The sequence below is a fragment of the Gemmatimonadaceae bacterium genome (assembly GCA_030647905.1).
Taxonomy (GTDB): domain Bacteria; phylum Gemmatimonadota; class Gemmatimonadetes; order Gemmatimonadales; family Gemmatimonadaceae; genus UBA4720.
In genome coordinates, this window is record JAUSJA010000026.1 from 194,629 (window position 1) to 220,277 (window position 25,649).

Consider the following 25,649-nt stretch of genomic DNA (forward strand, 5'->3'; position numbering starts at 1 on the left):
ATAAGTGTTACTTTTGTGTAACTAACTTCTGCCTCAGGAGGCACCGTGATAATGACCAGCAGGACCCGGATGCAGGGCGGGTCCATCGTTACCTCCATACCCAATGAGGTGGCTCGCCGGCTGGGTGCCGCGCCGGGTGATCCTCTCTACTGGATCGAAGATGCCGCCGGCCGCTTCTTCGTGACGACTCTCGATCCCGAGACTCTCGAGGCGTTGAAGGTGCACGAGGAGGTCGTCGCTCAATATCGTGAGGTATTTCGGGCTCTGGCTGAGTGAAGGATCCTCGATGGATAACTGCTGAAGAGCTCCATCTGATGCACGTGCGTCAGGTGGAGCTTTTTGGCGGATCGCACGGAATCATCGACGAGAATATCGTGGGCTCTGCCTTGCACAAGCCACAGCAACTCAACAGCTACAAGCCAGACTCCGATCTCGCTGCACTCGCTGCGGCATATCTATGCGGCTTCGCTCAGAAGCAGGGATTCGTCGATGGCAATAAGCGGATCGCGCTTGCTGCGACCCTCACTTTCTTTCGATTGAATGGGCACGAGCTGAACGTTCCCAAGGCTGAGTTTCTGGCCTTTGTTCTGGCAATCGCGCGAAACGAGCTGAACCAGCCCGTGGTCACGACGTGGCTGCGGGAACGGATTACTGCAACGTGACCTGCGGATATCGGCTCCGCCGCGTCCTACGCGCCTAGTCGGTGCCTCAGCTCTGACGCTGCCTGAGCACTCACAGCCAGAAGGAACATATCGAGAGAAATAGTTCCAATCCCGTCGGCTGCATCCACGGCTTTCCGGGTTACAATCTCCGGAGCAACCAGGTAACACCTTCCCCGGAATCGGGGATGTTGTTCGATGAATCGAGTCAGCCCGCTTCGACTGTGTCCCGCGGACGATCCGATCTCGAAAGCAAGCGGGAATTCCGGATGATCGTAGATGAGGTCCACTTCATCGTTCTGATGCCGCCAATGGTAAAGCCGGACTTGGGAATGCTGCCCGAGAGCGTGCAGATGACTTGCCGCGAGGTTCTCCATCAACGCTCCCATTTCGACCGCGTTGCTCAATGGCGCTATCCCGCGCTGCAATGCCGCGTTTCGCACTGCCCCGTCCACGAAATAAAGCTTCTTGCCTCGGCGCTGACGTGCCGCTTCAGCCCCGGAGTAGTTCGGCAAAGTGAACACAAGGAATGCGCGCTCAAGATAGGCGAGATATCGATCGAATGTCGGCACGGACATGTTCGCCAGCGACCGGCAGATTCCGGCCGCAGACAGGATTCCGCCCATCTGCCCGGCGAGCGTGTAGAGAAGCCTTTCCATCAGCATTGGATTCTCGATCCCGAATGCCTGCGGAATGTCCTTGTAGATCGCCCTCTCGACAGCATCCGACCGCAGCGTACGTTGTGAATCGAGGAGCAGTGACGCCTCGTCCTCGTTCGATATCTTCGCCGCAATCAAGAGCTCAGGGAATCCTCCTGTCAGCAGAAATCGTCGCCGCAACTCAGCGAGATCCGCGATGATCGGCCGTTGCTCGGCGATGGTGTCGATTGTCTCGCTGAGGCTGGAGCCTGCTTGTATGTTGCCGGGTCGATCGAACAGCTCGAGGTATTCGCCGAACAGGTACGGAGCGAGATACTGCTCCTCCCATCGGCCAACTCCACTTTCAGTTCGTATCTGCCTGAGAGCTGCGGTGGAGCTGGATGACCCCGCAACCGTCAAGGGCCACGTCTCATCGTAAAATGTCTTGAGCCAGAGATCCCAGTCCTTCGCATAGGTCAACTCGTCCAGAAAAAGGAAGACAGGCTGCTCCATCGAGGCCTTGCTGTTGCGCAGAATCAATCTGACCAACTCGCCAAGGTCGAGATTCATCAGCAGCGGATGATCGAGCCTCAACCACCATATGCGATTTGCCGAGACACCCGCTTTTATCAAGCGGCTTGCTGTCTGATAGAGTGATGTCGTCTTGCCAACTCTTCGTGGACCGAGGATCAGCTCGAAACGGCGTGGACTGTTCTCAAGAAGCCGCTGCCATAGATGCCGGGCGAGAGGGCGTTCGACCGGCAGCGCCCATGCCGGCGGGACGACATTATTCAAGTGCCAGGGATTTTGCTCGGCAAAGACTTGGCTGTAATCGCTCACAGCAGGGCTCCAAACGGGGCCTTTAGGATTAGGCATATTGAAAAGCTCTCAAAGATGCCTAATTTGTCAATAGGCATCATATAAAGATGCCTATTTAGAAATTAGACCTCATCCAGCCAACGCAAAATGCCTAAGGATCTGGCATACGTTGGCGTCCCATGAGCATTAGGCAACACCGGAACACAGCTTGAGGTGAGGCGTTTCTGGGCAACCAGCGAGCACATCCTCAACCCCGAGGACAGCACACTCGCGTTCATGCAGGACGTGCTCGGCCAAGTTCTCACGCTTTTTCCGGGCAGGTTCATTCACGTCGGCGGCGACGAGGCCCTCAAGACGGAATGGAAGGCGAGCCCCCGCGCTCGCGGAGGCAGTATGGACGCCGAAGACCGCCAGGGATTTCGGCGACTTCTCAGCGCGTCTCGCGACTCATCTGCGGCGACTCGATGTTCTCGACGTGAACTACAGGCCGCTCAAGCCGTAACTCACTTGACGTCACAACGTCATAACGTCATATTCCAGTCATGTCCAACACCAAACGTGCTACCGTCTACTTCGAGGAGCCGTTACACAAGGCTCTTCGGCTCAAGGCTGCTGAGACTGACGCAAGTATTTCCGATCTTGTGAACTCCGCGGTCCGTCGGTCACTGTCCGAGGATGCGGATGATCTGAGCGCATTCCGTGAGCGTGCCAGCGAGCCGCGGCTTTCCTTTGAGGACGTGGTAAGAGACATGAAGGTTCGTGGCAAGCTATAAGCTCCTCATTACGCGAAGTGCATCGAAAGAGCTCGAGGCAGTGCCCACCAAAGACCGCGGCCGCATCGTTGCGAAGATTCGTGGGTTGCAGGACGATCCTCGTCCGCCAGGAGTCGAAAAGCTCAGCGGCGATGAGAAGTACCGTTTGAGGCAGGGTGATTTCCGGATTTTGTACGAGATCCAGGACCGCCAGCTCATTGTCACGATAGTCAGGATCGGGAACCGGCGAGACGTTTACCGCCGGTGAGCACACCAACCACGTGAAATTCGTGGTCCACATGCCCTTCACTTTCGAGCACAGGGATAGACAATAAACCTAATTATGGCTATTCTGTAATTAGGTTTAGCGAATAAACCTAACTGTGGCGCGATGTTAGTTAGGGATAATGGAACCCCGGAGAGTCAGTGCCCGGACAACGAGTAAGCGTGACATGGCAATACAATAGCGCCACTAATGCGCCAGCAAAGTACCGTAAAGCGTGTAAGTATGACGTATTCATCCCGGATTTTCTTGCTTCGAGCGACATCCAACTCGAGGCCAAAACCATGGGAATGGTTTCCGAGGCCGAGAACGCCATTCGCACCCTGAATGATGTAGCCCGACCCGGACTAAGGCCTCTGGCTCGATTGCTCCTTCGGACGGAGTCCATCGCGTCCTCCAAAGTCGAAGGACTGCAGCTGGGTGTCCGCGAGCTGGCTCGAGCAGAAGCCCGGAAGGAATCCGGTGGCAAGCCTGGCCCGACAGCTCTCGAAATCCTTTCCAACATAGACGCCATGCAGTTGGCAATCGAGGAGGCTGCGACCGTCAAGCGGTTTTCCGTGAAGGAGATCGAGGCAGTACACCGCCGGCTAATGGAGAATGCTCCGAACGCACACGTCGCCGGGCAGATTCGCACGCAACAAAACTGGATAGGTGGAAACGATCACAATCCCTGCGGAGCCGACTACGTCCCGCCTCCGCCCGAGCATGTTGCGCCTCTACTTGCTGACCTGTGCGACGCGGTAAACGACGATGTGCTTCCTCCGCTCGTTCAAGCCGCGCTGGTGCATGCGCAGTTCGAGACAATACATCCATTCGATGACGGCAATGGTCGCACGGGCCGGGCGCTGATCCAGATAGTCCTGCGACGGCGAGAGATCGCTTCAGCTTACGTACCACCAATAAGCGTCATACTGGCGAAGTCGAAAGCCCGCTACATTCGCGGCCTGACTCAATTTCGGGAAGAAGGTGGAGCGGCTCCATGGATCGAGCAGTTCGCCGATGCGACGGCCAGCGCAGCTAATCTCGCGAGAACTTATCTGACCGCCGTTCAGGAACTGACGACACAGTGGCGCCACAAGCTGTCAGCATCGGTAGCTCCGAGATCGGATTCAGTCGCATGGACCCTGATCGACATCCTTCCCGCACACCCAATGATCACCGGTCCGGTAGCAATGGCCGCGACCGAAGGTTCGAGACCTTCAGTCTACAAGGCGCTTCAAGACTTACAAACAGCCGGAGTTCTCATCCCGCTTTCGGAAGGAAGGAGAAATCAATCCTGGGAAGCTGCGGGCCTGCTGGATCTTCTTGCGCAACTCGAAGCAGGAGAACTTCCGGCCTGATCAGGATCGAAGCGGGCGTCCTGCTTCGAAAGCTTCAGCGAGGCAAGAACCTCTCACTTCCGTATTCGCGCCCGATTCCGTCGGTCGGACGTGGCTGCCACGAACTGAGAATTCGCGATGAGGACGCGAACTGGCCGCCTTGGTTGAAATGAAACTTTTGCTCAGCGACGCAGTGCGCAAATCACGCAGGCGGCGCGGCATTACCCAGGTAGATCTGGCTAAACGTCTGGACTCGAGTCAGTCGCGAGTCGCAAAACTGGGGCTGGCGCCAATGCGGCTGGATCAATTGCCCGCACTAACGGGCAAATTCCCGCGGTACGTTGCGGATATGGCGGTCAACGGACGCGTGGTGGACGGAGGGCGCGGCTGTCGCCGAGGTAACGAGGCGAAGAAATCTTCGTCCCCGCGAAGCAGGCAACTGAATGATTGTTCCGGCGAGCTTTGGGTGTTAGTTATTATACGTCAGTGGCGTAGTGATACACGGTGCGATTCATCGAAACGCCTGTGTTCACTAACGCGCTGCGGCGTCACCTGGAAGATGACGCGTACAGGGCATTGCAGCTCGCCCTCGTCCTGCGACCTGAGCAGGGACCCATAATTCCGGGCGGTGCCGGTGTCCGGAAGATGCGATGGGCTACCCGAGGTGGAGGGAAGCGAGGCGGTCTTCGCGTGATTTACTACTGGTCGGCCAATGATGAGACCTTTTATATGCTTTACGTTTACAGGAAGAATCAGCAGGGAGATCTCAATGCCACGCAGATTCGAGCACTGTCACGCTTTGTCCGTGGGGAATTGAAGTGAAAGCTGACGCCTTCGGCGAGCTGCTCGAGAGTGTGCGCCAAGCGGGAAGCATCCGTCGCGGAACACTCAAGCCAGCTCGGGTGACGAAATTCAAGCCTGCGGACGTCAAAGCCCTCCGCTCCAGCCTGGGCCAGTCTCAAGTGGAGTTCGCATTGATGATAGGGGTGAGCGTTGGGACGCTTCGCAACTGGGAGCAGGGGCGTCGCAGGCCCGAAGGGCCCGCCCTCGCTCTCCTTCGAGTGGCTACCACGAATCCGCGACTGGTGGCGAAAGCGCTGCGCGGCAATTGCCAGAGCTTCTTCAGCAACCGGATCGTAGGGAGTCAGAAGAATGCCGCGATCTGTCTCGATCGCGAGGATGCGGTCTCCTGAGGTGACGTGCAGTCGGTCTCCATGTCTTTCGGCAGCGTGGCGGAAACCGAAACCCCAGCCTATCCGAGACACGACCAAGGATTTCGAAGGCCTCCGGCCCGTCCGAGCGCCTGCCGAATGGAAAATATGGCCGGCCTTCTCCGGCTTAAGGGCTACAGTTCGTCCCCCTCGATCGGAGGCCGGCCCTGCGATCGCACCTTCGTCAGAACGCGCTGGAATTTCTGTCGGTCTCCGCGAGAGGCGCGGTCGTTCAGGTAATCGCTCGTCATCAGCGCTGACATCTTCTCTGCGAGTGCTGTCGAGATCAGCTGATTGATCGAAATGTCTTCCTGCTTTGCAAGCTCCCGCGCCTGTTTGTGGAGCGACTCCGGCAGCCTCAGACTGATTGTACTCATCGTGTTGTCTCCTTCCCTTTACTGCGCAGAATCCCCAGGAATTCCCGGGGAGAGACAATGCAGACTCCGAACTGCTCGGAACCGGCAAAGTCCCGGATATTGTGTGTCACCAGATAATCGGCATTCGACTCAACTGCGAGCTCAAGAACCAGATCGTCGTTGGGATCCCGCAACACCGGCCGCCACAAATAGTAGATCAGACGGTGGTGTGCAACGCTACAGACGTAGTCGAGGAAATCGTCAATATCCTTGAATGTCAGCCCGATCTCGCGGGCCTGTCTCTTTGTGACGGCTTCGTATTCAAGAACAAGCGGTACCGAAATATTGAGCTCGAAGTTCCTCCCTATCCCCTCAAGAACGGCAAACGATGCACCGGTTGCAGATCGTAGCCCTGCAATCAGAACGCTCGTGTCGAGGACGACCGAATACATTATATGGTATCATATACGATACCAATATGCATCGCAACCGCTGAAACCCAGGCTTTATCGCCCTCCAAGGCTGCCCAGCCGCCTCACGATCTCCTCCCGCAGCGACTGCGGCTCGAGCACCTCGGCCTCCGGCCCGTATTGCAGAACGTGCCTCACCCCCCACTCGGCGTCGGCGAGCGGATGCTCGATGGTGAGCGACCCGTCGGGAGCCAGCTCCCTCCCCTCGCGCTCGGCAATCCACCGCGCGACTCGGCGCGAGTAGCGCACCGTCATCCCGCCCGACGGCGTGTCCGCCTGAAGCCCGCGCCCTTCGCGCAGCGCTTCGCGAATCGAGAAGTTGGCCGGGATCTCATACCGATCGGTAAGCAGCGTCGCGTCCTCGATGCGGTCAGCGCGAAATACCCGCAGGCCCTCGCTCGCCTCGCAGTACGCGACGACATACCACATCCCGCTCGCCGCCACCATTCCATACGGGCGAATGACGCGACCCTTCGCCTCGGTGGCCGCCGAGCTTCGATAGGCAATCCGTATCTTGCGATGATTCCTGAGAGCGCGCCGCACCTCATCCAGGAAAGGCAACGCATCAGTCGGCGCCAGCTCGGCCACGCGCATCTCCTGAACGTCGTCGGCCTGGGGAAGATGGGCGATCAGCTTGCGGAGACGTTGCCGGGCGGAGTCTATCACCGGCCGGTCGTCGGGTGGGCGTTCCTGTTCGAGGACCGTGAGGCCCAGCTCGAGCGCCCTGAGCTCCGGCACCGTGAGACCCATCGGGCGAAGAAACTGATCCGACCTCGCCGAGATTTTCGTGGAGCCGATGAAGATCTCCATGCCCTCGACGAATCCGCCCGGCAGGCCGTACCGCTCGCCAATCGCCCTCAGGTCGGAGAGGAGAGTGTCCCGCTCGATGCCGAGCTTTCGGGCGACGCCGGTAATCTCGTGCTCCTCACCGTCGGCAATTTCCGGGATGATCCGGAGGATGCGGCTGAGCTGCTCGGCGGCTGATCCAGTCATTTGCCGCTAGCGTAGATGTCGCGCGTCTCGCGGGCCTGGCGCTCGAACTCGTTTACCAATGCGGACGGCGCGACGGGCACCGCCTCGCCGCCGAAGGAGAGCAGCCATCGCGCAAAGGCGTCAATTCTGCGAACCGTGAACTTTCGGCGATCGGCCGCGCCTTCCACCGCGCCACCGAGCTGCGACGCAGCTCGTGCTTTCGGACTCAATCCAGACGCCGCTCTCGATTTAACTACGAACAGAGTAGAGAGGCGAGTTTTACGCCGTTCACCTGCCAAAAATGCGTTTTGAAAGGCATAGGCCCCCATTCAAGAAGGTCTATTAGGATTGCGCAAAGCCCTTAGTAAGAAGAGTCCGCCCGCTCACGATTCAATGGTCGATCGCAATCAATTCGGCCAGTTCTTTGGTTCAAGAAACCGGCACCATGCAAGGTTTTGGGTGCGGACTCCTTTGTGTGTGAGCCGGAGACAAGTCGAACCCGGCACCCGTAAACCCGCAACTTTACTTCACAGATTCCCATGATTTGCCCGCCAGGTCATTGCCGGCGATAATGAGCGTCCAGTGGGCTGCAACCGAGCAACGCGACAACACTATATCGGCCGCGGCGAAACAGTATTTCACGAAACAGAACGATTATGGCACTCTAAAGGATGCCGCGAAATTTGTAGCTCGCGGCTGACGCTCCGCCAACGTATCATTCATTCAATGACGAATCCCGCCGTGAAAGTAAGATTCGAGGCGACTGTCGCCGATAAATTCCAGGCCCAAAAAGAAGCTCTTGCGAAGAATCCTCAGATTCTCCAAACGAAGCATCGAATCTATTTGGGCGATGCTCGAGAAATGAAGGAATTGTCCGCCCCAGAGTCAATCCATCTCGCGGTATGTTCACCGCCCTACTGGACCCTTAAGGAGTATGACGGCGGAGCAGGTGAACTTCAACTGGGTCACGTGGAAGACTATGAGACCTTCCACGATGAGCTAGTTAAAGTTTGGAGGCGGTGTTACGACCTCCTTGTGCCTGGCGGCAGACTATGCGTCGTGGTCGGAGACGTGTGTCTCGCTCGCCGACAGGCTGGACGTCATTTGGTCATGCCACTGCATGCGGACATTGCTATTAGGTGTCGCCGAATCGGATTCGATTACTTGACGCCGATTCTTTGGTACAAAATCGCAAACGCCGCAACGGAGGTAGAGGGGAATGGTTCCCCTTTCTTGGGCAAGCCCTACGAGCCTAACGCAATAGTCAAGAACGATATCGAATACATTCTGCTGTTGAGAAAGCCAGGCGCCTATAGAAGGCCGACTTCGGAACAGCGCACCTTAAGTATGATCGACAAGACAAGTCATTCAAAATGGTTCAGATCATTTTGGTCTGACATTCCCGGCGCAAGTCGTTTTCTTGGGCACCCTGCGCCCTATCCTACCGAATTGGCATATCGCCTTATCAAGATGTTCTCCTTCGTCGGTGACACGGTCCTTGATCCATTCCTGGGCACTGGTACGACGACTGAAGCGGCAATGTCGGCAAACCGCTCAAGTATTGGCTACGAGATCGAAGAACATTATTTCGACATGGTCAGGGACCGCTTTCGCCAGATAGAGACCGGCACGGAAGTAGACTTTATTCGCTAGAACACGACGGACTCTTCAAGTTCAAAGGCGGACCCTCGACGGGCCGCCTTTTTTGTGTTCCTGCTGGCGATCTTGACCACGGATCACTTTATTGGTGGTCAGCTCCGACTAACCTATCCCGAAGAATCGGTTGACCAATAGCCTCCTTGACGCCTTCGCGGCCGCATTCCTAGGCCAGCCCTACATTCACCGACGGGCCTATACGGGCGACGTTATCGCGTCCCACTTGTATGAAGATCTCCTGGAACTAGGTCGCAGTCCTAAACTCGTGCAGCGAGTCGAATCAGCGGTTGTCGCTGTCAATAACCTCAATCGAGTTCGAGGTCGTGAAGGTAGACGGGGCGACGGCACTTTGGGGGTCGTGCCCCCCAGCGGCGTTACGCGTTCTGAGACTGGCTTTCTAGTACGCCGTGGCCCTGTTGCGAACCTCGAGATCGGTGCGGAAGTAAAGATCATGGCGACGAAGATGACAGCGCAAATTGACAGAGTTATGTCCGACCTCCGCCATCAAGCCGAAACATTTCAACGCCAGAGCGATCGAGCAATAAGAGTAGGAATCGTTGGAGTAAACTTCGCGGATGTGTATACGGGCTACGAGGGCGCTCGGCAGCATATCGCTAAGAGTCCCCCAAGTCGCGAGGCGCCCGATATTGTGCGGCGACTTGGTCAATTTGTTCGACCCCATTTCGATGAGCTGTTGATTCTCCGGTTTAAGGCTACGAATCGAGAACCCTTCGCCTTCCAATGGGTGGACGAACATGGAACACTGCTCGATTACGGAAGCGCCCTCGTGCGAATCTCTGATGAATATGAACGGCGCTTTTAGGCAGACTTAGATCCGGTATATATGTCTATCATCCCCGTTACCAAAACCGAATCTTTGAGTAATCTGATCACGATGCTTGAAGCTGGGACCATTAAGGTCAATCCCAGGTATCAGCGCAGTGGGGATATCTGGCCAGCGCGGGCGAAGTCTTTCCTCGTTGAAACAGTCCTACTCGGTATGCCGATACCAAGGGTGTTGCTGCATCAAATAGCAGACGCAGAACCTCCTCATACAAGTGACATAATCGACGGCCAACAGCGCTGCACGATTTTGAGAGATTTCCGCAATGGCGCATTTTCGTTGACTGCAGATGTGGATACTGACAACCTACGCGGTAAGAAATACAACGATCTCCCTCCAAGACGAAAAGGCCAGTTTAACGCGTATGTTGTCCCGCTCGACGTGTACTCAAACGCGACGCCGGGTGATATTCGCGAAGTGTTTCGACGTCTGAACTACTACACCGCTCCGCTAAACGCCGCAGAGCAGCGGCACGCGCAATTTTACGGAGAGCTCAGTCGGTTTGCTGAAGAGCAAGCCGAAACATGGGAAGACGTCTTCAGAACTTTGCGAGTTTTTACCAAACGCCAAAGGACTCGCAAAGCTGATCAGCAACTTCTGGCAGAGGTAGTCGACGCAATGATTTATCGGATATCGACGCCAACTGCAAAAACTCTCCGTGAAACGTATCGAAAACACGATCGCCAGTTTTCGAGTGCCGCAGATTTCCGTCGTCGGTTCGACGCAGCCAAGGCGGTGATCTCTCAGTGGACTTTCTTGCGCGAGATGGTGCTCCGAAAACATTATCATATGTTCGCCATTATCCTTGGCGTCATGCATTCCCAAAGAGCCCTCGCTGCGCTCACACCTGATCTTGGGCCTATGTTCCCGCTATATGACGTCGCTGCTATTGAACGACGTCTCACAAAGTTGGATGTCGCATTGCGGCGCAAAGAAACGCGTGGTCGATACGCGGGATTTGTTCGAGCGTCCAGTGAGAAAACCAACGTGCGGCCGAACCGCCTCGTTCGGTGTCGATCCTTCTACACTGCTTTAACCGGACATCCTTAGATAGCCGGCGACCGAGCGAAGCCATGAAGATTGTTGTATTTACCGGTGCGGGGGCCGGGAGAGCTGATGGCATTCCTCTGCAGACAGAACTCTTTGAGCAGTTCTTCTCCCGAGTCCCAGCAAATGCCCGCCGCGCTCAGCTGGTCACGACTGTCGCTGATTTCTTTAGTCGGGCCTTTGAGATAGACGCGCGCACTGCGCGGGGCCACACGCTTCCCACATTTGAAGAGGCCCTCGGAATTCTGGACCTCGCAATCGCTAGAGAAGAAACAATCCTGAGCATTGGGGATGGCGCAACTGGCATTTCTGCCCTGCGATCTGCCCGCCGGGAGCTAATACTCTCTCTCGCTGCAACAATCGGCCACGAGCCATCCATAGGTGGAACGGTGCACGCTCAACTTGTGAAAGCCCTTCGCACTAACGGCCTATTGGATGACATTACTTTTGTTACGGCTAACTATGACACTCTAATTGATGAGGCGATAGATGCCGAAGCGGTGGAAGCCGACCGCGGTACCGGCACGCTAATCGACTACGGCATCAACGAGCTTGCCGGTGGCGACCAAGACCCGCATAGAGATATGCGCTCGTTTCCGTGCTTCAAGATACATGGCTCGCTGAATTGGCTGTACTGCCCAGCCTGTGACCTGCTGGATATTACCTTCGCGTCGAATGGAGCTATCCGACTGGTCGACGAGCCGGATGGCGCACGCTGCTATGAATGCGAGACCCTGCGGACTCCCATCATTGTGCCACCCTCTTACTACAAGAACATGTCAAACGTATATCTCGGGGTAGTTTGGACAAAGGCGTACCAAGCTATTCGGCAGGCTGACCAGATAGTGTTCTGCGGTTACTCCTTTCCGGATGCTGACATGCACGTAAGGTACCTAGTAAAGCGAGCTCAGCTAAATCGAGACGCGCAGAGCCACCCGTTGCAGATCTTGCTCGTAAATCACTATCCATCCAAAAACACCGGCGTTGCGGTTTCAGAACGCGAGAGATTCACCCGTTTCTTGGGGCAGAACGTGGTTGATACCGGTAAGTCATTCGAAGATTTTGCGAGGGCTCCTCGGGAAGTGCTAAGCCTATGAGCCAGAACGCCCTCGTTCGCCATAGAGTATGACTTCTCCACCAAAGCTCTAGGAGCCGTCGAAGGCCGACGGACTGTGAGTCATATACACTAGTGATCCGACATTTTTTCGTGTCTATTGCGGTGGCGATCTTCTACGTCGCGAGGCGTGGACGTGCAACAAACTGCGTAGGTTCGAGCAAGCATCGGTCCTGGATTGATCCATCGAGTGAGTAAAACCGAGGGTCGTCTCGAAACTTGAAAAGCCTGCATAGGTGGTATCGAAGCCCCCGATAATTAGAGACGGCAACTTCGTTTCGGGAAACCAAGAACGGAGTCTGTTTCCCATAGGCTGTCGTCTTGACCTCTATAAACCTGTCAGTTCCGTCCGGCTCAAACGAGCGAATGTCGAAGCCCGCCCCATCACCTTCCGTCACTGCTATGTGTTCGATTCTGTCAGCGAGTGATTCCTTACCTAACTGCTGGAGCCTTTCACGCTCAAAGCGCACGATGAACTCCTCTCCCGCGCGTCCGAGAGAGCCATTGTTCGCCTCTACCTCAAGATAGTTGATCCTAGTGCGCGTCTGTCCGGGAATTATGAATCGCTCTTTGAGTGCGGGATATTTCAACTGAGCTGGCTCCGGTGGATCCTCGAGTCTGCTGAGAATTCGGTCAATTTGGGGGGTCGTTCCCGGAGCGCGCACCGCTTGTTCTGCCAGTGCCGCTAGTTCCCCATCAAACGAGAGTCGGTCCGACACAACCTCGGCTAACAGCCCTTGAAAATTTCCGAGAGGCTTGTATCCCGTAATCCACGGGTGCCCCAACCCGATTAGGATCGCGCTGATATTCTGATGCTTGCGCTCAATTGAGCCGTCAGACCGATCTGGCAGCATCGACGCCACAAGTCGCCGATGCTGAGTTTTGTTGTACTCGCGATGTTGCAGCTCCTCTTTGAGCATGGCGATATAGTCCGCGACAACCGCTTCTACCTCGAGGCGCGACCAGTTGCCAGGCAATCAGACCTCTGCTCGCGCGATGGTAGGAAGGCGTTGCGCGTGCTGTTCTAGTCCATATACAAGCTGCGGGTGAATGATCACTTCAATCTGTCCCAACCAGGCCCGAGCAACCTGGCTGCTCGCCCGCAACAGCCGCTCGAGATGGACCTGTTGAATCAGTAAGAAGAAAGCGACGTTAGCCGTCTGGAAGCAGACAACGGCTTCGCAATCCGTTCGCCTCTGAAATGCCTCTGACATTCGGGCGATGAACGCTTGCCTCTGTTCTCGCCGAAAATGCTGATAAACCAGAATGGATTTCCCTGATTTGTACTGCTCAGCAACTTCGTCCCAGAGTAGATATTTGCTCGACTGCTTGTGCCCAGGTCTGCAGGTCTCGATTTCGATTCCGTTGTCTGGGTCAAAGAACACCAACTCGGATTCTTTTAGAAGCTCATTGCTTGCCGACATCACGCGCGCCCGGCCATTCCGATCGTCTGGGACGATCTCATCGAAAAACACCGCGCCAGACAGAAGACCTTTGTCGACCACATGGCCTAACCTTCTTCCATCCGACACTGCGGTAGCAAGGCTATCGAAGAGTTCGGGATCGTGCGATCGCTAGCGTTTTGAGTCGCCCAGGTACGCAACGAACTTTCCGTCAGTGCGAGTGTCGTCCGGCGTGAGCATCCAACACACGCCCAATCGCAGACCGCTCGCTTGCTGAAGAATGCGAAGCAGGCCGTACTTCCGGTAATCGTTCACGTCTCCGAAGTACTGGTGCTTCATCCCTGATTAGCCTCAATGTCATTCATCTTCGGCTTCTCTCGCTCCTTGGCCCAAATCAGGGACATCGTCTTTCCTCTCGATGGTATCGGATAAGGGCTCCGCGCGCAAAGATTCTCCGGCGCTTTGTCAGATCCTGGCGTTATAATAGCCGATCCTTGCCGCCCCCGAATGAAGCTGCACCTTAGCCAGCCCCTCTACTCCGCCACCGACCTCCTCAACTTCCTCGGCTGCACGCACGCGACAGCCCTCGACCTCGAGGTAATGGGCCGCGTGCTCACGGCGCCGACGAGGCAGGACGACGCATACCTCGAAATACTCAAGGAAAAAGGCCTTGAGCACGAACGCCTGTATCTCAAGAAGCTGAAGGCCGAAGGGAGAGTGATCGTTGAGATCGAGCACGACCCTTTGATAGAAGCCATGGCCGAGCGTACGCGGCAGGCCATGCGCGACGGGGCGGACGTGATCTATCAGGGAGCGCTCACCGCACCCGGCTGGCACGGCTACTCCGACTTCCTTCTCAAGATCGACACGCCCTCCGACCTCGGCGACTACTCATACGAAGTGGCCGACACAAAGCTCGCACGCACCGCCAAACCCAAGCATGTCGTCCAGCTCTGCATTTACTCGGAGATGATCGCGCGCGACCAGGGCGTGCTTCCCAGCCACGCTCACGTAGTGCTCGGCGACAGGTCTCAAGTGACGCTCCGACTGCATGACTATCTCTACTACTGCAACCGCGCGCGCGATCGGTTCGACCTTTTCGTCTCAGGCAACGAGCGCGTCACGATAGCCGAGCGATGCCCGCAGTGCAGTCTCTGCCACTGGTCTGAGCGGTGCGACGCGGAATGGGACAGCACGGGAAACCTGCGACTCGTCGCAGCACTCAGCGGCGCACAAGCGAAAAAGCTTCGCGTCGCGAGCATCTCGGATATCGAGGCATTGGCTGACCTCAATGCGGCTGTCGCGATACCCAGAATCCAGGGCTCGACTCTCGATCGCCTCCGTTCGCAGGCACGTCTCCAGATAGTCAACCGAACTACCGGTGAAAATCGCGTCGAGGTCTTGCCGCCCCTGGACCGGCGCGGATTCGCGCGCCTTCCCGAGCCGAATGAACGCGATCTCTTTTTCGACATGGAAGGCGATCCGGTCTATTCACCCCAGGGCTCGCTCGAGTATCTCTTCGGTTTTCACTACGTGGATGGCGGTGAGAACCGGTACACGGCGTTCTGGACCCGCGATCGCGGCGCCGAAAGAAAAGCGTTTGAGGATGCGCTCGACTTCATCACCACGCGGATCGAGAAGTATCCGAACGCGTTTGTGTATCACTACGCGTCGTACGAGGCGACAGCCCTCAAGCGGCTCGCGCGTGAATACGGAGGCTCGAGCAGGCACGAAAGCGCGCTCAAGCGCCTCGCACAGGCGTACGGAACGTGCGAGAACGAGGTGGACGACCTGCTCCGGGACCGCAAGCTGGTTGACCTATATAAGGTAGTGCGCGAGGCAGTGATGACCTCGGAGCCGGCGTATTCGCTCAAGAATCTCGAGGTATTCTTTGCGGAAAAGCGAACGCAGGACATCACGAGCGGCGGCGACAGCATCGTCGCATTCGAGCGGTGGCTCAAGACCGGCGACGAGTCGCTGCTCGAGCAGATCGAGAGATACAACGAGTTCGATTGTCTCTCCACGCGCCTTTGCCGCGACTGGCTGATCTCGCTTCGCCCGGCCGAGACGAAATGGTTTGACCCGGAAGAAGAAAAAGCCGCCGAGGATGCCGAGCGCGAGGCGCTTCGCCGCGACGACGACGCGCGGATTCTTGGCGCTCGTGAAGCGCTTGTCGCGGGTATTGAGGGGCCTGAACGCGCCTGGCGCGAGCTTCTCGGCTACCTCCTCGAGCATCACCGGCGCGAGGCGCGGAGCGAGTGGTGGAAGTTCTTCGAGCGGCTCGACCCCGCATACGATCTCATTGCCGACGCAGACTGCATCGGCGGCCTTACAGTGGACACGACCCGCCCGCCGAGGACGGAGAAGAAGTCCATGGTCTGGCGGCTCACTTTTCCTGAGCAGGAGTTCAAGTTCGCCATCGGAGACGATCCCATCCGCTGTGATACGGGAAAGTCTGCGGGCACTATTCTCGATCTGAACGAAGATGAGAGATGGCTGGATCTAAAGGTTGGCCCCTCGAAACCTCCCTTCGGCCAGTCTACGTCGTTCATGCCGTCCGGTCCCATCAACGATGGCCCAATGCGCGCTGCGATCAGCCGTTACGCCGAGGCCGTAATCGCCGGGCGCGCGGACGAGCATTCGGCGGTCACGAGCATCCTGCGTAAAGACCGGCCACGGCTTGATGGCTCAATAATTCTGCGTGGTAAGGGCGACCTGCTGGAGGAGACCGTTGACGCGGTCGCGAGGATGAATCAAACGCACCTCGTGATTCAAGGCCCACCGGGGTGCGGAAAGACGTTCACGTCGGCTCACGCGATCGTATCCCTGCTCGAGAACAAAAAGCGGGTTGGAGTCATGTCGATGTCGCACAAGGCAATCAATCTTCTGTTGAAAAACATTGAAGACATTGCCCTTGAGCGCGGAGTCAGCTTCAGAGGAATAAAGCTGTCGAGCAAGGAAGAGCAGCGGCTCAACGGACAGATGATCGAGGAAACGAGCGACAACAAGCAAGTGAGCGCCGGTGGTTACGATCTGATCGGTGGAACTGCGTGGCTCTTCTCCCGGCCTGTGCTCGAGAAGACCCTCGACTATCTCTTCGTGGACGAAGCCGGCCAGGTCAGCCTGGCGAATATCGTGGCCACCGGGCTTTGCGCCGACAACATCGTCCTTGTCGGCGATCAGATGCAGCTTTCGCAGCCGAGCAAAGGCCAGCACCCTGGTGGCAGCGGCGTGTCGGGGCTGGACTATCTCATGGGCGACTGGGCCACGGTGCCACCGGATCGCGGAATCTTCCTCGAGCACACATGGCGAATGCATCCACGGTTGTGCCGCTTCGTATCGGACGCTTTCTATGATGAGAGACTCGAGTCCGCCGAGTGCACCATCGGTCAGATGCTCGAGCTGAACGGCGACTGTGACGGCGCGCTGGCTCCATCAGGCCTCAGGTTTGTCGCCGTTGAGCACCAGGACAACGCCCAGAAAAGTGTCGAGGAGGCCGCTCGGCTCAACCACGTCTACCGTACACTTCTGGGTCAGACCTGGGTAAATCAGAGAGGCGAGAGCCATCCGATCACGACCGAAGACATTCTTGTCGTAAGCCCGTACAACATGCAGGTGAACCTGCTGAAGCAGACATTGCCTAAGGGCGCCCGCGTGGGCACCGTGGACAAGTTCCAGGGCCAGGAAGCGGCCGCGGTTCTGGTATCGATGGCTTCATCGAGCGCCGACGACGCGCCGCGCGGGATTGATTTTCTGTTTTCCAGAAACCGGCTCAATGTTGCGCTCTCGCGGGCGCGGTGTCTGTCCGTGATCTTCTGCTCATCCGCCCTGCTCGATCTGGTATGTGCGGACCTCGAGCGAATGAGACTCGTCAACACAATGTGCTGGGCGAAGGAATACGCGGGATAGCCACACGGCAGCCATGAGGGTTCGGGCTCGTTCGATGTTTGCGGCGTTAACGGACTCAGTTAGCAGCTTGCAATGCTGCGTTACGCACCTGAAATTTCGGGCATGAGCAACGCTGCCTTCGATTTCCGCCGTCTTAGCGTGGCCGAGCGCCTCCAGCTTGTGGAGGACATCTGGGATAGCATTGCTGTCGAGACCCCAGACGCCGTTCCGCTCACCGACGCCCAGCGTGCCGAGCTCGACCGCCGCCTAGTTGAACATGGCCGAGATCCTGATTCGGCTGTGCCATGGGATGACGTCCGCTCCAGTCTTCAGGGACGACCAAAGCGCGGCGAATGACGCCGCGTTTTTTCTTTCGGCCTGAAGCGCGAGATGAGCTCCGGGCGGCTCAGGACTGGTACGAGGCCCGGTCGGAAGGGCTCGGGCTCGAATTCGCCAACGCAGTAGATGGCGTTCTCGCCGCAATCGCTCGCGCAGGCGCCGGTCCATTTCAGCGAAGACGGCATCCCCCGAAATCGAGCTCACCTCGCCGCTCTCCACCTACGAATACTCGCGTCATGTGCGGGTACGAGTGCGGGTCAAGCAAGGACGTGAACTTCAATCGACAGCGTAGTCCGTTAAGCAACTCTCTTCGACCGACGGGTCTGCAGACTGACTGATACTCCGAGGCGTGCCAACATCTCAACCAGCGAGTCGATGCTGAAAAGATCGATGCGCCCCCGGACGAGATCGCTGACGCGCGGCTGGGACACACCGAGCAATCGGGCCGCCCGCACCTGCGTAAGCTTCCGCTCCTTGAGAATCTGCGTCAGCTGAATCGTCAGGTCCGCCCGAATCAAAAGGTGCGCTGCCTCCTCGGGCGGGAAGCCGAGATCCTTGAACACATTACCGGACGATCGCCGAATTCGCGCGGTCATCGCTCTCACCCCTCCTTTCGTGCGCGCCGAAGCTCGAAGCCCAATTCTCGGCGTACAGCCGCAGGCATCGCTCGCAGATCCTCGCGGGTCGACCCGACCCAGAGGAGCGACTTAGCGTCCACGTCCAGTATACAACATCATGTATATCCCTGTCAACGTGATTTCTCAACAACGACTCCACGCCACGCTAGTGGTCGAGTCCAAGGATAGCTGGATCAATTGCCCGCGTTGACAGCCGATTTCCCGCAGTTCTGATCTGGCAGCGCGGACTAGGGGCGAAGCTGACCGTTGATACCGTTGCCGGCAGGTGGCCGCGATTCGCTGAAGTAACGAAATAAATACCACGCAGCGGCAGCACCCAGGACATGCCACACTGCATGGCCCTGCATCCAGCTATCCGGCCTGCATAGCATCCGTGTGTAATCGAGGCTCCAGACCACGAACGCCAGTCCCATGATCGCCGCCGCGATCCATAAAGGCCTTGTAGCTGAACCGGGACCGCTCTTCCGGCGGCTGAGAATTTCGACGAAAAGCACGACCGCAATCAACAGCCCGAACACCACTCGGCGTACAACAGGCATCCAGTAGAGCAGCATTGCCAGCACCGCATTCGTTCCGACGTAGCCGCCGACAAGCGCCGCCCCGGGCAGTGCGCGCAGGCGGTCAACACTATATAGAAGGGCGAGCGTCGCGATGAGGTACATGCCGAGCACATCGGCGAACTGGCCGCGGAAGCTGAGGGTCGCGTGGAAGTACGCGCTGCCAAAACCGATCACAAGCAGCGTAAACGCATACAGGAGTGGATACACCGCCCTCCCGGCGGATGGCTTGCCCCTCCGTCGCATGAGCACCATCCCCGCGACCACGACGAAGGCGAGCGATGACCACGCGTTGGCCGGCTGTTTGATGCCGTCGCTCCTGATGGCCTCGCAGAAGCAGGAGCTCGGCATGCAGCTGGCAGCGCGTGTTTCCATCACCCGCAATCGCGCCTACGATGCCGCTTCGATCGTGAATCGATGGAGCAGCACCAGCTCTTCCTGCGACAGGCGATCGCCGACATAGCCACCGGCGAGAACGAACGCGACGGGAATTTTTCGGCGAAGGCACCACTCGAATACGATCATCTCGCGTCGCGCGAGGATTGTCAGCGTGATTCCTGACAGGCCGCCGATATCGCAGCCTTCGTAAGGATCCATTCCCGCGTTGTAGATGCAGAGATCAAATCGCGGCGCGGTGCGCTCGAGTGTGCTAAGCTCGCGGTCGATCGCCAGCAGATAATCGTCGGCCGAGCGCACGAGATTTAGCGGGGTGCGCTCTGACGGGGTGTCGCGATCGAATCCGTCTACCGAGACGTCAACCTGCCAGATTCTCGGATTGACCTTGATGAGGGAATGCGTCCCGCCGCCGGTGGAAGCGACGACCATTGTCCAGATTCCAGGATCCCAGGGAAATCCCTGCGACTCCGCCAGAGATCGTGGCTCGCCGGTCTCGACCGCTCGAACGTAAGCGGGATCGTGGACGATCGAGACCTGCTCGGCGCTCAGTGAATTCGGACTGTGAATCTCGATCCCATCGATGGGATCGTCATCCAGAGACCTGGCAATCCAGCCTGCTTTGCGGGTCGTGTCGAATGAATGGGCTGCGCCGACGTACGATGAGTTGTAGTAGACCGGGATCATTCGGTCGGCAGTCAGCTCCGTCGGCGTGCGCTGAATAGCAATACACCGCCGAGGACGACGGCCACGACGCCGACTACGGGCGGAATGAAGCCCTTTTGCTCAGTCGTGACTGCGAGCGGCCCGACCTGCACGGACTGACGTTCCTTCGTGTAGCTGATTCCACGCAGCGCGAGGACCGCCGCGCCGCCAAGAATGAGGATGATGCCGACGATACCGAGAGGGCGCAAGGAGAACTCCTGCGCAGCGAAGCCGCGCGCTGAAGGTGGTGACCGAAGCTACTCTGCTACGACCGATTGATCCGGTTTGGCGAAAATGGACTGATGGCATGGAGCAAGAAGCGCCGACTCTCGATTCTCTCAGATCCGGGCAAACGACTTTTGCGCCGGTCTAAGAACCCGCCTGCATTCCCGTTTTGCAGCGAGCTAAAGTAGCTTCCAAACGCCTTTTGGCGCCAAGCGGCTACGAATACGGTCATTCAGCCGGGAAACTCGTCTGGACCCGCCTACGAACACGCGCGTCACTGCGCGTTTCCATGGATATCATCCCCGAGATACTCGGCGCTCGTAGTGTGAACGTCTAGCGTGATGCCAGAATCCCACGGATCGGTAATTCCTAAAGGGTTTGTTTTCATTACGCACGAAGTTATTCCATCCGTCTAACGGCCGCTCAGACTTTTGCTGCTTCTTCGGCAAGTAAGCGGATAGACTCGTCGAGCGTGCTGTCGAAGCGCTGCTCGAGCTCCGGATTGATCCGGCCCATCGCATCGACAACTTGCCGGGCCCAGACGAAATACTTCTCCCGCCGCTGGATATCCCAGCCTTTGGGTGGATCTACGCCAATCTCCCGAACGTTGCTGGTCTTGTCAGCGAGCTTGATGAGCTTCGCTCCGGGCGAGAGATGCGGCGCATGCTCCACCTGCAACTCCTTCCGAACCTCTTTATCGAGGTCTTTGTCATCGGTCACCTCGCTGACCAGATCGCCGATCGCCGAACCGAACTCTTGCCTTATCTCATCATGCGTGGTCTTCGTGTCCTCGACGGTGTCGTGAAGAAGCGCCGCCGCAAGAACATTCGCATCCTCCACCTTCCCCACCTCGGCGATCAGCCAGGCGACTTCAGTACAGTGCCCTATGTAGGGACGCTTGGTCCTTCCCTTCCGGCGCTGCTTGCAGTGCTTGTGCGCAGCGAATTCCGCAGCCTTGAGAATCAGTGCGATATCTGAAATAGGCGCCTCCCTGAGGAATGGTCTTGCCGGGGCACGGGCGCCCCGACATCATCGAACCGCACCATTTACAGGAAGTGGTCGCGGGAAGATGTCCGATCCTACGACCTGATCAGACCCTTCGTGAAAAGTGAGGTCGACATCTTCCGAACTGCAGACTAACACGACTAAAGACCCACCGCTGGCACAAACGCGACCTCCCCAGCTATCCCTTTCGGGAAGAGCCCCTTGGGCTCTTGTTGCCGGGGAGGAACCTTTTTTTCGCCTGTGCTGAGGGCGCTGTACTATGAGTATAAGCGGACTTAATTCCGCCTGCAATGTATAGAGTGCTTTCTCATCGCGTTCAACATCGAAAAGGCCTCTGGGTTCGCAGAAGGCTCAGTAATTCTGCGTGGTAAGGGCGACCTGTTGGACGAGACCGTAGATGCGGTCGCGAGGATGAATCAAACGCACCTCGTGATTCAAGGCCCACCGGGGTGCGGAAAGACGTTCACGTCCGCTCACGCGATCGTATCCCTGCTCGAGAACAAAAAGCGGGTTGGAGTCATGTCGATGTCGCACAAGGCAATCAATCTTCTGTTGAAAAACGTTGAAGACATTGCCCTTGAGCGCGGAGTCAGCTTCAGAGGAATAAAGCTGTCGAGCAAGGAAGAGCAGCGGCTCAACGGACAGTGGAAGCGGCGTGTCGGGCCTGGACTATCTGATGGGCGACTGGGCCACTGTGCCACCCGACCGCGGCATTTTCCTCGAGCGAACGTGGCGAATGCATCCACGGTTGTGCCGTTTGGTATCGGACGCCTTGTACGATGAGAGGCTCGAGTCCGCCGAGTGCACCATCGGTCAGATGCTCGAACTGACCAGCGACTGTGGCGGCGCGCTCGCTCCGTCAGGACTCAGGTTTGTCGCCGTGGAGCACCACGACAACGCGCAGAAGAGCATCGAGGAGGCCGCCACGACATTGGCACACGATGAAGTTCCGGGACATGATCAAGCTCCTCACAGACGACGGATGGTATCTCGCCCGCACCCGGGGGAGTGAAGAATGAGCCGATATCTGGTAATCATCGAAGAAGCAGGGACTGGCTTTTCCGCCTTCCTGCCTGACCTCCCAGGCTGCATCGCGACCGGATCAACGCGCGACGAAGTCAAAAACGCGATGAAAGAAGGCGTGGGATTTCATCTCGAGGGCCTGCGTGAATCCGGTGAGCCAGTGCCACCTCCTCGTTCGACCGCTGCTTATGTCGAAGTTGCGGCATAGGCTAAGAGCCGCATCGCCCGATTGGACTGGCGCAGGCACCCGACGGATCGCTGTACCTCCATCACTAGCTCGATGGCTGCCCGGTCAGATCGCGCTTGAACCGAGCTCTGTCTGCCGACGACTGGAATCGTCACGAGGTCTGCGCGCTTCGCGGGCGCAAGACTCAGTAGAATTCCCAGCGCCTACCTGAGAAATGACGGCAACGGCCGCACGCGAAGAACGGCCCCGCATATGAGGCCAATGACGGCAGCGTGCCGACGCTTTAGGTGAGTTCCGATTATTCCCTGCGCTCACCAAACTGTCTCAAAGCACGCAAAGAACCCGATTCATGACGGGAATCTGGATTCCGCTATGAAGCCTCAATAATGGTATCTGGCCTGAAGCAGGTGAACCCGCTCGTCAGTCATCAGATACACCAGCCGATCTTCGGCTGTAATCCGCCGCGACCACAGGTTGGAACCGAGGTGCTTCAGGGGCTCAGGCTTCCCGATGCCGTCAACGACTGAAGAAATCAGTTCTTGGAGATCACCGTTTCGTTCAACAAAACGCTCACCACATACATGGGAAGCCGCGCGTCTACGTAGGACTGACGTACCTGTCGCCCGCTGAGCGCTCCGAGCAGCTCGAGATGTATTGAGGCGGTCATCCCCGATTGCCGGGCCCCTCCCCCATTCTTGTCTCCGCGCTGACGCATCCCTCCGGCTCCCGCCTTCGCGTCTTTGCGGTGACAACTGCCGCTTTTTGCACCCGCATCGTGAGCCTCATCCCGGTACGTTCTCGACATCCCGGACTCACCTTTGCTTTTATGTCGAATCGGATATATAGTTCCAGAGAGAAGGGAGCAGACAGACCATTGGTCTGGCTTCGCAGCGAGATCAAGACACCGCCTTTTTCTTCAAAGGCGAGGGTCGAGGCAGGCGTCCTGATTCGGAGGCTTCAGCAGGGCGGGAACGTCTCGCTTCCGCATTCGCGCCCGATGCCGTCGATCGGACGCGGCTGCCACGAACTGAGGATCCGGGATGGGGACGCTAGCTGGCGCATCATCTATCGTCTCGACTACGATGCGGTGGTGATCGTCGATGTTTTCAGAAAGACGACGCGGGCTACCCAAATGACAGCGATACGACGAGCGAAACAGAGGTTGAGATCATATGGCGAAGACAATGAATCCCGCTAAGGCGAAGAGGCTCGAGTCCCGGGGATGGAAAATAGGGACTGCCGCAGACTTCCTTGGCCTCACCGAGGCGGAAGCTGCGCTCGTTGAAATAAAGCTTTCACTCAGCGATGCCGTGCGGAAGGCACGCAAGCGGCGCGGTATCACTCAGGTTGCTCTGGCCAAGAGTCTCAACTCCAGTCAGTCGCGCATCGCCAAGCTGGAAGCCGGAGGTCCGGGCGTCTCTCTCGATCTCCTCGTCCGCGCTGCGCTTGTCACTGGTACCACGAGATCCGAAGTGGCAGCCGCGCTTTCACGCGAAATTGCGTAGACGCGAGCTTTGCTGTCGTCCGGGGAAGTTTTCGCCCGCTTTGAAGCCGATTCAGGCTCTGCGCAGGTAGTCCCGCTCGTTCGCTAAAGCAGTGCCAGCAACTCAGCGGGCGAACGGGCCGCTACAGGACCTCGCCTGAAATCCTTTTCGTTCCGTGTAGCGATGTAATCGGCACCGACCTTGGCCGCCGCCGCCGCCTGAACGGCATCCTCGAAGTCTGACATCCCCAGCACGAGTGCCTGCGCGAAGTCCGCGGCTTCGATGGGAACGACCTCGAGGATCCTGAGCATATCAGTCACTGCTGTAGCGGCCTTTCTCGCGCCGGCAGCCCGGGCAATTACATAGTGGGCCGTTGTGATCGTATGGCCGGCCACACAGCCCGTCACCTTCTTTCGCTCGGCCGCATCGAGAAGCAACGCCGAGTCAGGCGCCCATCGCGCGCGGGCGAGCAGCACGTCCAGAACGACATTGATGTCGAACAGAATCTTCACTTCGCGTATTTCTTCTCGAGATAGCGACGATACGCCTCCTCATCACCCTTCCCACGCGCGATCCCAAGCAATCGCCCAACAGTCGGCGAAAGCTTCGAATCGCCGTCGTCCGGAAGCCGGGACAGAAAGTCGCTCACTATCTGCGACACACTGGTTCCCTTGCGCCGGCTGTACCGTTCGCCCCGCTTCACCGCTTCGGGATCCAGCGTCAGATTCTTGACGACTTTGGCCATTCGCTCTCTGAAAGTCTATGCGCATAAGTTGATTCGTATAATGCGCATAATCAAGCCCCCGGCGCGACACCATACTGGGCTTCGCCAGGACGAAGCGAACCCTTGTGCTTGCAGTCGTTGTAGCAATTCACCGATAGCGAATTAGCTATCAACACGAAGGAGCCCGCAAAGCGCGGCCACACTGCCCCCCGCTCAAGAGCTCCAAATTGGGCGGCAACACGATTCTACAACGACAGCTGATCCGATCCGGGAGTGTTGCACAGTTTGTACAATTTGGCTACTTTTGGACCATGATACGAATGCCTGCCACCGAAGCAAGAAATCGCTTCGCCGATATCGTAAACGATGTCGCCTATCGCGGTGAACGAGTTGTATTACAACGTCATGGCAAGGACATCGCGGCTATCGTGCCGGTAGAGGATCTCGCCCTCCTCGAAGCGCTGGAAGACAAAATCGACCTCGACGCTGCCCGAAAAGCGCTCAGGCAAAAAGAGCCCGCGGTCTCCTGGGCCAAACTCAAGCGCGAGCTTGGCCTCGAACGCTGACATCTGATAACCCCGCCAGGTCACCTGGGTGAGTGATATCACCGGTCCAGTCAGTCGCGCATATCGGATAGAGATCACAGCGTCCGCTGCGCGCGCCTTCCGAAAACTCGAGCCCGCCGTCCGGCGGCGGCTATCCCGCAGGATCGATTCGCTCGCGCTCGACCCCCGTCCCGCCGGAGTGAAGAAACTCCACGGTGAAGACGATATCTATCGCGTACGCGATGGAAACTTCCGGATCATCTATCAGATCGAGAATCGAAAGCTTCTGATTCTCGTTCTCTCGGTCGGTAGCCGTCGACGCCCCTGGCCTGCTATCTCCCAGACTTTGTAATGTCGCCATTACACATATAAATTGCCAAGTATATTGTTTAA

35 protein-coding genes are annotated in these 25,649 nt (G+C 57.6%); 18 read left to right on the forward strand and 17 right to left on the reverse strand.

Annotated features, from left to right (window positions below; genetic code table 11):
- Window positions 1-51 precede the first annotated feature (51 nt).
- The gene (locus Q7S20_07010) at window positions 52-276 is read left to right on the forward strand and encodes a hypothetical protein (GenBank protein MDO8501576.1); all 225 of its coding nucleotides are present in this window, start codon (window positions 52-54) and stop codon (window positions 274-276) included.
- Window positions 273-662 (forward strand): type II toxin-antitoxin system death-on-curing family toxin, encoded by a 390-nt coding sequence (locus Q7S20_07015; protein MDO8501577.1) that lies wholly within the window; start codon window positions 273-275, stop codon window positions 660-662. The genes Q7S20_07010 and Q7S20_07015 overlap by 4 nt, the downstream gene beginning before the upstream one ends.
- A gap of 26 nt (window positions 663-688) precedes the next feature.
- On the opposite strand, the gene Q7S20_07020 is transcribed toward Q7S20_07015, so the two are convergent.
- Window positions 689-2,092, reverse strand: coding sequence for an ATP-binding protein (locus Q7S20_07020; protein MDO8501578.1), 1,404 nt, complete (start codon window positions 2,090-2,092; stop codon window positions 689-691).
- 237 nt (window positions 2,093-2,329) lie between these two features.
- On the opposite strand from Q7S20_07020, the gene Q7S20_07025 reads away from it, so the two are divergent.
- The 6 genes from Q7S20_07025 (at window position 2,330) to nadS (ending at window position 5,663) form a co-directional block, all read left to right on the forward strand.
- The gene (locus Q7S20_07025; protein ID MDO8501579.1) at window positions 2,330-2,761 is read left to right on the forward strand and encodes a family 20 glycosylhydrolase; all 432 of its coding nucleotides are present in this window, start codon (window positions 2,330-2,332) and stop codon (window positions 2,759-2,761) included.
- The gene (locus Q7S20_07030; GenBank protein ID MDO8501580.1) at window positions 2,659-2,889 is read left to right on the forward strand and encodes a hypothetical protein; all 231 of its coding nucleotides are present in this window, start codon (window positions 2,659-2,661) and stop codon (window positions 2,887-2,889) included. Before Q7S20_07025 ends, Q7S20_07030 begins: the two co-directional genes overlap by 103 nt.
- The gene (locus Q7S20_07035; protein ID MDO8501581.1) at window positions 2,876-3,136 is read left to right on the forward strand and encodes a type II toxin-antitoxin system RelE/ParE family toxin; all 261 of its coding nucleotides are present in this window, start codon (window positions 2,876-2,878) and stop codon (window positions 3,134-3,136) included. Before Q7S20_07030 ends, Q7S20_07035 begins: the two co-directional genes overlap by 14 nt.
- A 179-nt stretch (window positions 3,137-3,315) precedes the next feature.
- Complete coding sequence (locus tag Q7S20_07040) at window positions 3,316-4,491, forward strand: Fic family protein (GenBank protein ID MDO8501582.1); 1,176 nt, start codon at window positions 3,316-3,318, stop codon at window positions 4,489-4,491.
- Between the two features lie 504 nt (window positions 4,492-4,995).
- The gene (locus Q7S20_07045) at window positions 4,996-5,292 is read left to right on the forward strand and encodes a type II toxin-antitoxin system RelE/ParE family toxin (GenBank protein ID MDO8501583.1); all 297 of its coding nucleotides are present in this window, start codon (window positions 4,996-4,998) and stop codon (window positions 5,290-5,292) included.
- Complete coding sequence (gene nadS, locus Q7S20_07050; protein ID MDO8501584.1) at window positions 5,289-5,663, forward strand: NadS family protein; 375 nt, start codon at window positions 5,289-5,291, stop codon at window positions 5,661-5,663. Before Q7S20_07045 ends, nadS begins: the two co-directional genes overlap by 4 nt.
- A 152-nt stretch (window positions 5,664-5,815) precedes the next feature.
- On the opposite strand, the gene Q7S20_07055 is transcribed toward nadS, so the two are convergent.
- Genes Q7S20_07055 through Q7S20_07070 form a run of 4 tightly spaced genes read right to left on the reverse strand, consistent with a single transcriptional unit; the run spans window position 5,816 to window position 7,709 of the window.
- Window positions 5,816-6,058, reverse strand: a complete 243-nt coding sequence (locus Q7S20_07055) for a DUF6290 family protein (GenBank protein MDO8501585.1) — start codon at window positions 6,056-6,058, stop codon at window positions 5,816-5,818.
- Complete coding sequence (locus tag Q7S20_07060) at window positions 6,055-6,489, reverse strand: putative toxin-antitoxin system toxin component, PIN family (GenBank protein MDO8501586.1); 435 nt, start codon at window positions 6,487-6,489, stop codon at window positions 6,055-6,057. Before Q7S20_07060 ends, Q7S20_07055 begins: the two co-directional genes overlap by 4 nt.
- 54 nt (window positions 6,490-6,543) lie before the next feature.
- Window positions 6,544-7,500, reverse strand: a complete 957-nt coding sequence (locus Q7S20_07065) for a WYL domain-containing protein (GenBank protein ID MDO8501587.1) — start codon at window positions 7,498-7,500, stop codon at window positions 6,544-6,546.
- The gene (locus Q7S20_07070) at window positions 7,497-7,709 is read right to left on the reverse strand and encodes a hypothetical protein (GenBank protein MDO8501588.1); all 213 of its coding nucleotides are present in this window, start codon (window positions 7,707-7,709) and stop codon (window positions 7,497-7,499) included. The genes Q7S20_07065 and Q7S20_07070 overlap by 4 nt, the downstream gene beginning before the upstream one ends.
- Window positions 7,710-8,205: 496 nt before the next feature.
- Here Q7S20_07070 and Q7S20_07075 point away from each other — a divergent pair, with 496 nt between their 5' ends.
- From Q7S20_07075 to Q7S20_07085, 3 genes are all read left to right on the forward strand, one after another.
- Entirely contained in the window at window positions 8,206-9,132 is a 927-nt protein-coding gene (locus Q7S20_07075) for a site-specific DNA-methyltransferase (protein MDO8501589.1), read from the forward strand.
- An 847-nt stretch (window positions 9,133-9,979) separates the two neighbouring features.
- Window positions 9,980-11,029 carry a DUF262 domain-containing protein gene (locus tag Q7S20_07080; protein MDO8501590.1) on the forward strand — a complete coding sequence of 350 codons (1,050 nt, stop codon included), beginning with the start codon at window positions 9,980-9,982 and terminating at the stop codon, window positions 11,027-11,029.
- A gap of 23 nt (window positions 11,030-11,052) precedes the next feature.
- Complete coding sequence (locus Q7S20_07085) at window positions 11,053-12,123, forward strand: SIR2 family protein (GenBank protein MDO8501591.1); 1,071 nt, start codon at window positions 11,053-11,055, stop codon at window positions 12,121-12,123.
- A gap of 133 nt (window positions 12,124-12,256) precedes the next feature.
- On the opposite strand, the gene Q7S20_07090 is transcribed toward Q7S20_07085, so the two are convergent.
- From Q7S20_07090 to Q7S20_07100, 3 genes are all read right to left on the reverse strand, one after another.
- A complete protein-coding gene (locus Q7S20_07090) occupies window positions 12,257-13,117 on the reverse strand; it encodes a DUF3883 domain-containing protein (protein MDO8501592.1) in 861 nt (286 codons plus the stop codon).
- Window positions 13,118-13,645 (reverse strand): hypothetical protein, encoded by a 528-nt coding sequence (locus tag Q7S20_07095; GenBank protein MDO8501593.1) that lies wholly within the window; start codon window positions 13,643-13,645, stop codon window positions 13,118-13,120.
- 69 nt (window positions 13,646-13,714) lie between these two features.
- The gene (locus Q7S20_07100; protein MDO8501594.1) at window positions 13,715-13,882 is read right to left on the reverse strand and encodes a hypothetical protein; all 168 of its coding nucleotides are present in this window, start codon (window positions 13,880-13,882) and stop codon (window positions 13,715-13,717) included.
- Between the two features lie 168 nt (window positions 13,883-14,050).
- On the opposite strand from Q7S20_07100, the gene Q7S20_07105 reads away from it, so the two are divergent.
- Both Q7S20_07105 and Q7S20_07110 read left to right on the forward strand, forming a co-directional pair.
- A complete protein-coding gene (locus tag Q7S20_07105; protein MDO8501595.1) occupies window positions 14,051-17,452 on the forward strand; it encodes a TM0106 family RecB-like putative nuclease in 3,402 nt (1,133 codons plus the stop codon).
- 72 nt (window positions 17,453-17,524) lie between these two features.
- Window positions 17,525-17,788: an addiction module protein gene (locus Q7S20_07110; GenBank protein MDO8501596.1), complete on the forward strand. Its 264-nt coding sequence runs from the start codon at window positions 17,525-17,527 to the stop codon at window positions 17,786-17,788.
- Window positions 17,789-18,066: 278 nt separating this feature from the next.
- On the opposite strand, the gene Q7S20_07115 is transcribed toward Q7S20_07110, so the two are convergent.
- From Q7S20_07115 to Q7S20_07135, 5 genes are all read right to left on the reverse strand, one after another.
- Window positions 18,067-18,366 (reverse strand): XRE family transcriptional regulator, encoded by a 300-nt coding sequence (locus tag Q7S20_07115; protein MDO8501597.1) that lies wholly within the window; start codon window positions 18,364-18,366, stop codon window positions 18,067-18,069.
- A gap of 269 nt (window positions 18,367-18,635) precedes the next feature.
- Window positions 18,636-19,340: a ceramidase domain-containing protein gene (locus tag Q7S20_07120; protein ID MDO8501598.1), complete on the reverse strand. Its 705-nt coding sequence runs from the start codon at window positions 19,338-19,340 to the stop codon at window positions 18,636-18,638.
- Window positions 19,341-19,355: 15 nt separating this feature from the next.
- Window positions 19,356-20,045, reverse strand: coding sequence for a hypothetical protein (locus tag Q7S20_07125; protein ID MDO8501599.1), 690 nt, complete (start codon window positions 20,043-20,045; stop codon window positions 19,356-19,358).
- Between the two features lie 11 nt (window positions 20,046-20,056).
- A complete protein-coding gene (locus Q7S20_07130) occupies window positions 20,057-20,272 on the reverse strand; it encodes a hypothetical protein (protein MDO8501600.1) in 216 nt (71 codons plus the stop codon).
- Between the two features lie 439 nt (window positions 20,273-20,711).
- Window positions 20,712-21,251, reverse strand: a complete 540-nt coding sequence (locus Q7S20_07135) for an HD domain-containing protein (GenBank protein MDO8501601.1) — start codon at window positions 21,249-21,251, stop codon at window positions 20,712-20,714.
- Between the two features lie 1,057 nt (window positions 21,252-22,308).
- Between Q7S20_07135 and Q7S20_07140 the strand changes: the two genes are divergently transcribed.
- Complete coding sequence (locus Q7S20_07140) at window positions 22,309-22,524, forward strand: type II toxin-antitoxin system HicB family antitoxin (protein ID MDO8501602.1); 216 nt, start codon at window positions 22,309-22,311, stop codon at window positions 22,522-22,524.
- A 365-nt stretch (window positions 22,525-22,889) separates the two neighbouring features.
- On the forward strand, window positions 22,890-23,030 hold the full coding sequence (locus tag Q7S20_07145) for a hypothetical protein (protein ID MDO8501603.1): 141 nt from the start codon (window positions 22,890-22,892) through the stop codon (window positions 23,028-23,030).
- A gap of 5 nt (window positions 23,031-23,035) precedes the next feature.
- Here the strand turns inward: Q7S20_07145 and Q7S20_07150 are convergent, their stop codons facing one another.
- A complete protein-coding gene (locus tag Q7S20_07150) occupies window positions 23,036-23,218 on the reverse strand; it encodes a hypothetical protein (GenBank protein MDO8501604.1) in 183 nt (60 codons plus the stop codon).
- 111 nt (window positions 23,219-23,329) lie between these two features.
- On the opposite strand from Q7S20_07150, the gene Q7S20_07155 reads away from it, so the two are divergent.
- Complete coding sequence (locus Q7S20_07155; protein ID MDO8501605.1) at window positions 23,330-23,701, forward strand: type II toxin-antitoxin system RelE/ParE family toxin; 372 nt, start codon at window positions 23,330-23,332, stop codon at window positions 23,699-23,701.
- A complete protein-coding gene (locus Q7S20_07160) occupies window positions 23,688-24,008 on the forward strand; it encodes a helix-turn-helix transcriptional regulator (GenBank protein ID MDO8501606.1) in 321 nt (106 codons plus the stop codon). The genes Q7S20_07155 and Q7S20_07160 overlap by 14 nt, the downstream gene beginning before the upstream one ends.
- Window positions 24,009-24,091: 83 nt before the next feature.
- Here the strand turns inward: Q7S20_07160 and Q7S20_07165 are convergent, their stop codons facing one another.
- Window positions 24,092-24,499, reverse strand: a complete 408-nt coding sequence (locus Q7S20_07165; protein MDO8501607.1) for a PIN domain-containing protein — start codon at window positions 24,497-24,499, stop codon at window positions 24,092-24,094.
- On the reverse strand, window positions 24,496-24,732 hold the full coding sequence (locus Q7S20_07170; GenBank protein ID MDO8501608.1) for a DUF6364 family protein: 237 nt from the start codon (window positions 24,730-24,732) through the stop codon (window positions 24,496-24,498). Before Q7S20_07170 ends, Q7S20_07165 begins: the two co-directional genes overlap by 4 nt.
- Before the next feature lie 299 nt (window positions 24,733-25,031).
- Between Q7S20_07170 and Q7S20_07175 the strand changes: the two genes are divergently transcribed.
- Window positions 25,032-25,277: a type II toxin-antitoxin system Phd/YefM family antitoxin gene (locus Q7S20_07175; protein MDO8501609.1), complete on the forward strand. Its 246-nt coding sequence runs from the start codon at window positions 25,032-25,034 to the stop codon at window positions 25,275-25,277.
- 130 nt (window positions 25,278-25,407) lie between these two features.
- On the opposite strand, the gene Q7S20_07180 is transcribed toward Q7S20_07175, so the two are convergent.
- A complete protein-coding gene (locus Q7S20_07180) occupies window positions 25,408-25,617 on the reverse strand; it encodes a hypothetical protein (protein MDO8501610.1) in 210 nt (69 codons plus the stop codon).
- Window positions 25,618-25,649: the final 32 nt, after the last annotated feature.

What these genes read in the sequence shown, in the direction of transcription:
- Q7S20_07010 (MDO8501576.1), top strand. Translation starts at nt 52, where the DNA reads ATGACCAGCAGGACCCGGATGCAGGGCGGGTCCATCGTTACCTCCATA.
- Q7S20_07030 (MDO8501580.1), top strand. Translation starts at nt 2,659, where the DNA reads ATGTCCAACACCAAACGTGCTACCGTCTACTTCGAGGAGCCGTTACAC.
- Q7S20_07055 (MDO8501585.1), bottom strand. Translation starts at nt 6,058, where the DNA reads ATGAGTACAATCAGTCTGAGGCTGCCGGAGTCGCTCCACAAACAGGCG.
- Q7S20_07060 (MDO8501586.1), bottom strand. Translation starts at nt 6,489, where the DNA reads ATGTATTCGGTCGTCCTCGACACGAGCGTTCTGATTGCAGGGCTACGA.
- Q7S20_07065 (MDO8501587.1), bottom strand. Translation starts at nt 7,500, where the DNA reads ATGACTGGATCAGCCGCCGAGCAGCTCAGCCGCATCCTCCGGATCATC.
- Q7S20_07075 (MDO8501589.1), top strand. Translation starts at nt 8,206, where the DNA reads ATGACGAATCCCGCCGTGAAAGTAAGATTCGAGGCGACTGTCGCCGAT.
- Q7S20_07080 (MDO8501590.1), top strand. Translation starts at nt 9,980, where the DNA reads ATGTCTATCATCCCCGTTACCAAAACCGAATCTTTGAGTAATCTGATC.
- Q7S20_07085 (MDO8501591.1), top strand. Translation starts at nt 11,053, where the DNA reads ATGAAGATTGTTGTATTTACCGGTGCGGGGGCCGGGAGAGCTGATGGC.
- Q7S20_07100 (MDO8501594.1), bottom strand. Translation starts at nt 13,882, where the DNA reads ATGAAGCACCAGTACTTCGGAGACGTGAACGATTACCGGAAGTACGGC.
- Q7S20_07105 (MDO8501595.1), top strand. Translation starts at nt 14,051, where the DNA reads ATGAAGCTGCACCTTAGCCAGCCCCTCTACTCCGCCACCGACCTCCTC.
- Q7S20_07110 (MDO8501596.1), top strand. Translation starts at nt 17,525, where the DNA reads ATGCTGCGTTACGCACCTGAAATTTCGGGCATGAGCAACGCTGCCTTC.
- Q7S20_07115 (MDO8501597.1), bottom strand. Translation starts at nt 18,366, where the DNA reads ATGACCGCGCGAATTCGGCGATCGTCCGGTAATGTGTTCAAGGATCTC.
- Q7S20_07120 (MDO8501598.1), bottom strand. Translation starts at nt 19,340, where the DNA reads ATGGAAACACGCGCTGCCAGCTGCATGCCGAGCTCCTGCTTCTGCGAG.
- Q7S20_07125 (MDO8501599.1), bottom strand. Translation starts at nt 20,045, where the DNA reads ATGATCCCGGTCTACTACAACTCATCGTACGTCGGCGCAGCCCATTCA.
- Q7S20_07140 (MDO8501602.1), top strand. Translation starts at nt 22,309, where the DNA reads ATGAGCCGATATCTGGTAATCATCGAAGAAGCAGGGACTGGCTTTTCC.
- Q7S20_07145 (MDO8501603.1), top strand. Translation starts at nt 22,890, where the DNA reads ATGGTATCTGGCCTGAAGCAGGTGAACCCGCTCGTCAGTCATCAGATA.
- Q7S20_07150 (MDO8501604.1), bottom strand. Translation starts at nt 23,218, where the DNA reads ATGCGTCAGCGCGGAGACAAGAATGGGGGAGGGGCCCGGCAATCGGGG.
- Q7S20_07155 (MDO8501605.1), top strand. Translation starts at nt 23,330, where the DNA reads ATGTCGAATCGGATATATAGTTCCAGAGAGAAGGGAGCAGACAGACCA.
- Q7S20_07160 (MDO8501606.1), top strand. Translation starts at nt 23,688, where the DNA reads ATGAATCCCGCTAAGGCGAAGAGGCTCGAGTCCCGGGGATGGAAAATA.
- Q7S20_07170 (MDO8501608.1), bottom strand. Translation starts at nt 24,732, where the DNA reads ATGGCCAAAGTCGTCAAGAATCTGACGCTGGATCCCGAAGCGGTGAAG.
- Q7S20_07175 (MDO8501609.1), top strand. Translation starts at nt 25,032, where the DNA reads ATGCCTGCCACCGAAGCAAGAAATCGCTTCGCCGATATCGTAAACGAT.
- Q7S20_07180 (MDO8501610.1), bottom strand. Translation starts at nt 25,617, where the DNA reads ATGGCGACATTACAAAGTCTGGGAGATAGCAGGCCAGGGGCGTCGACG.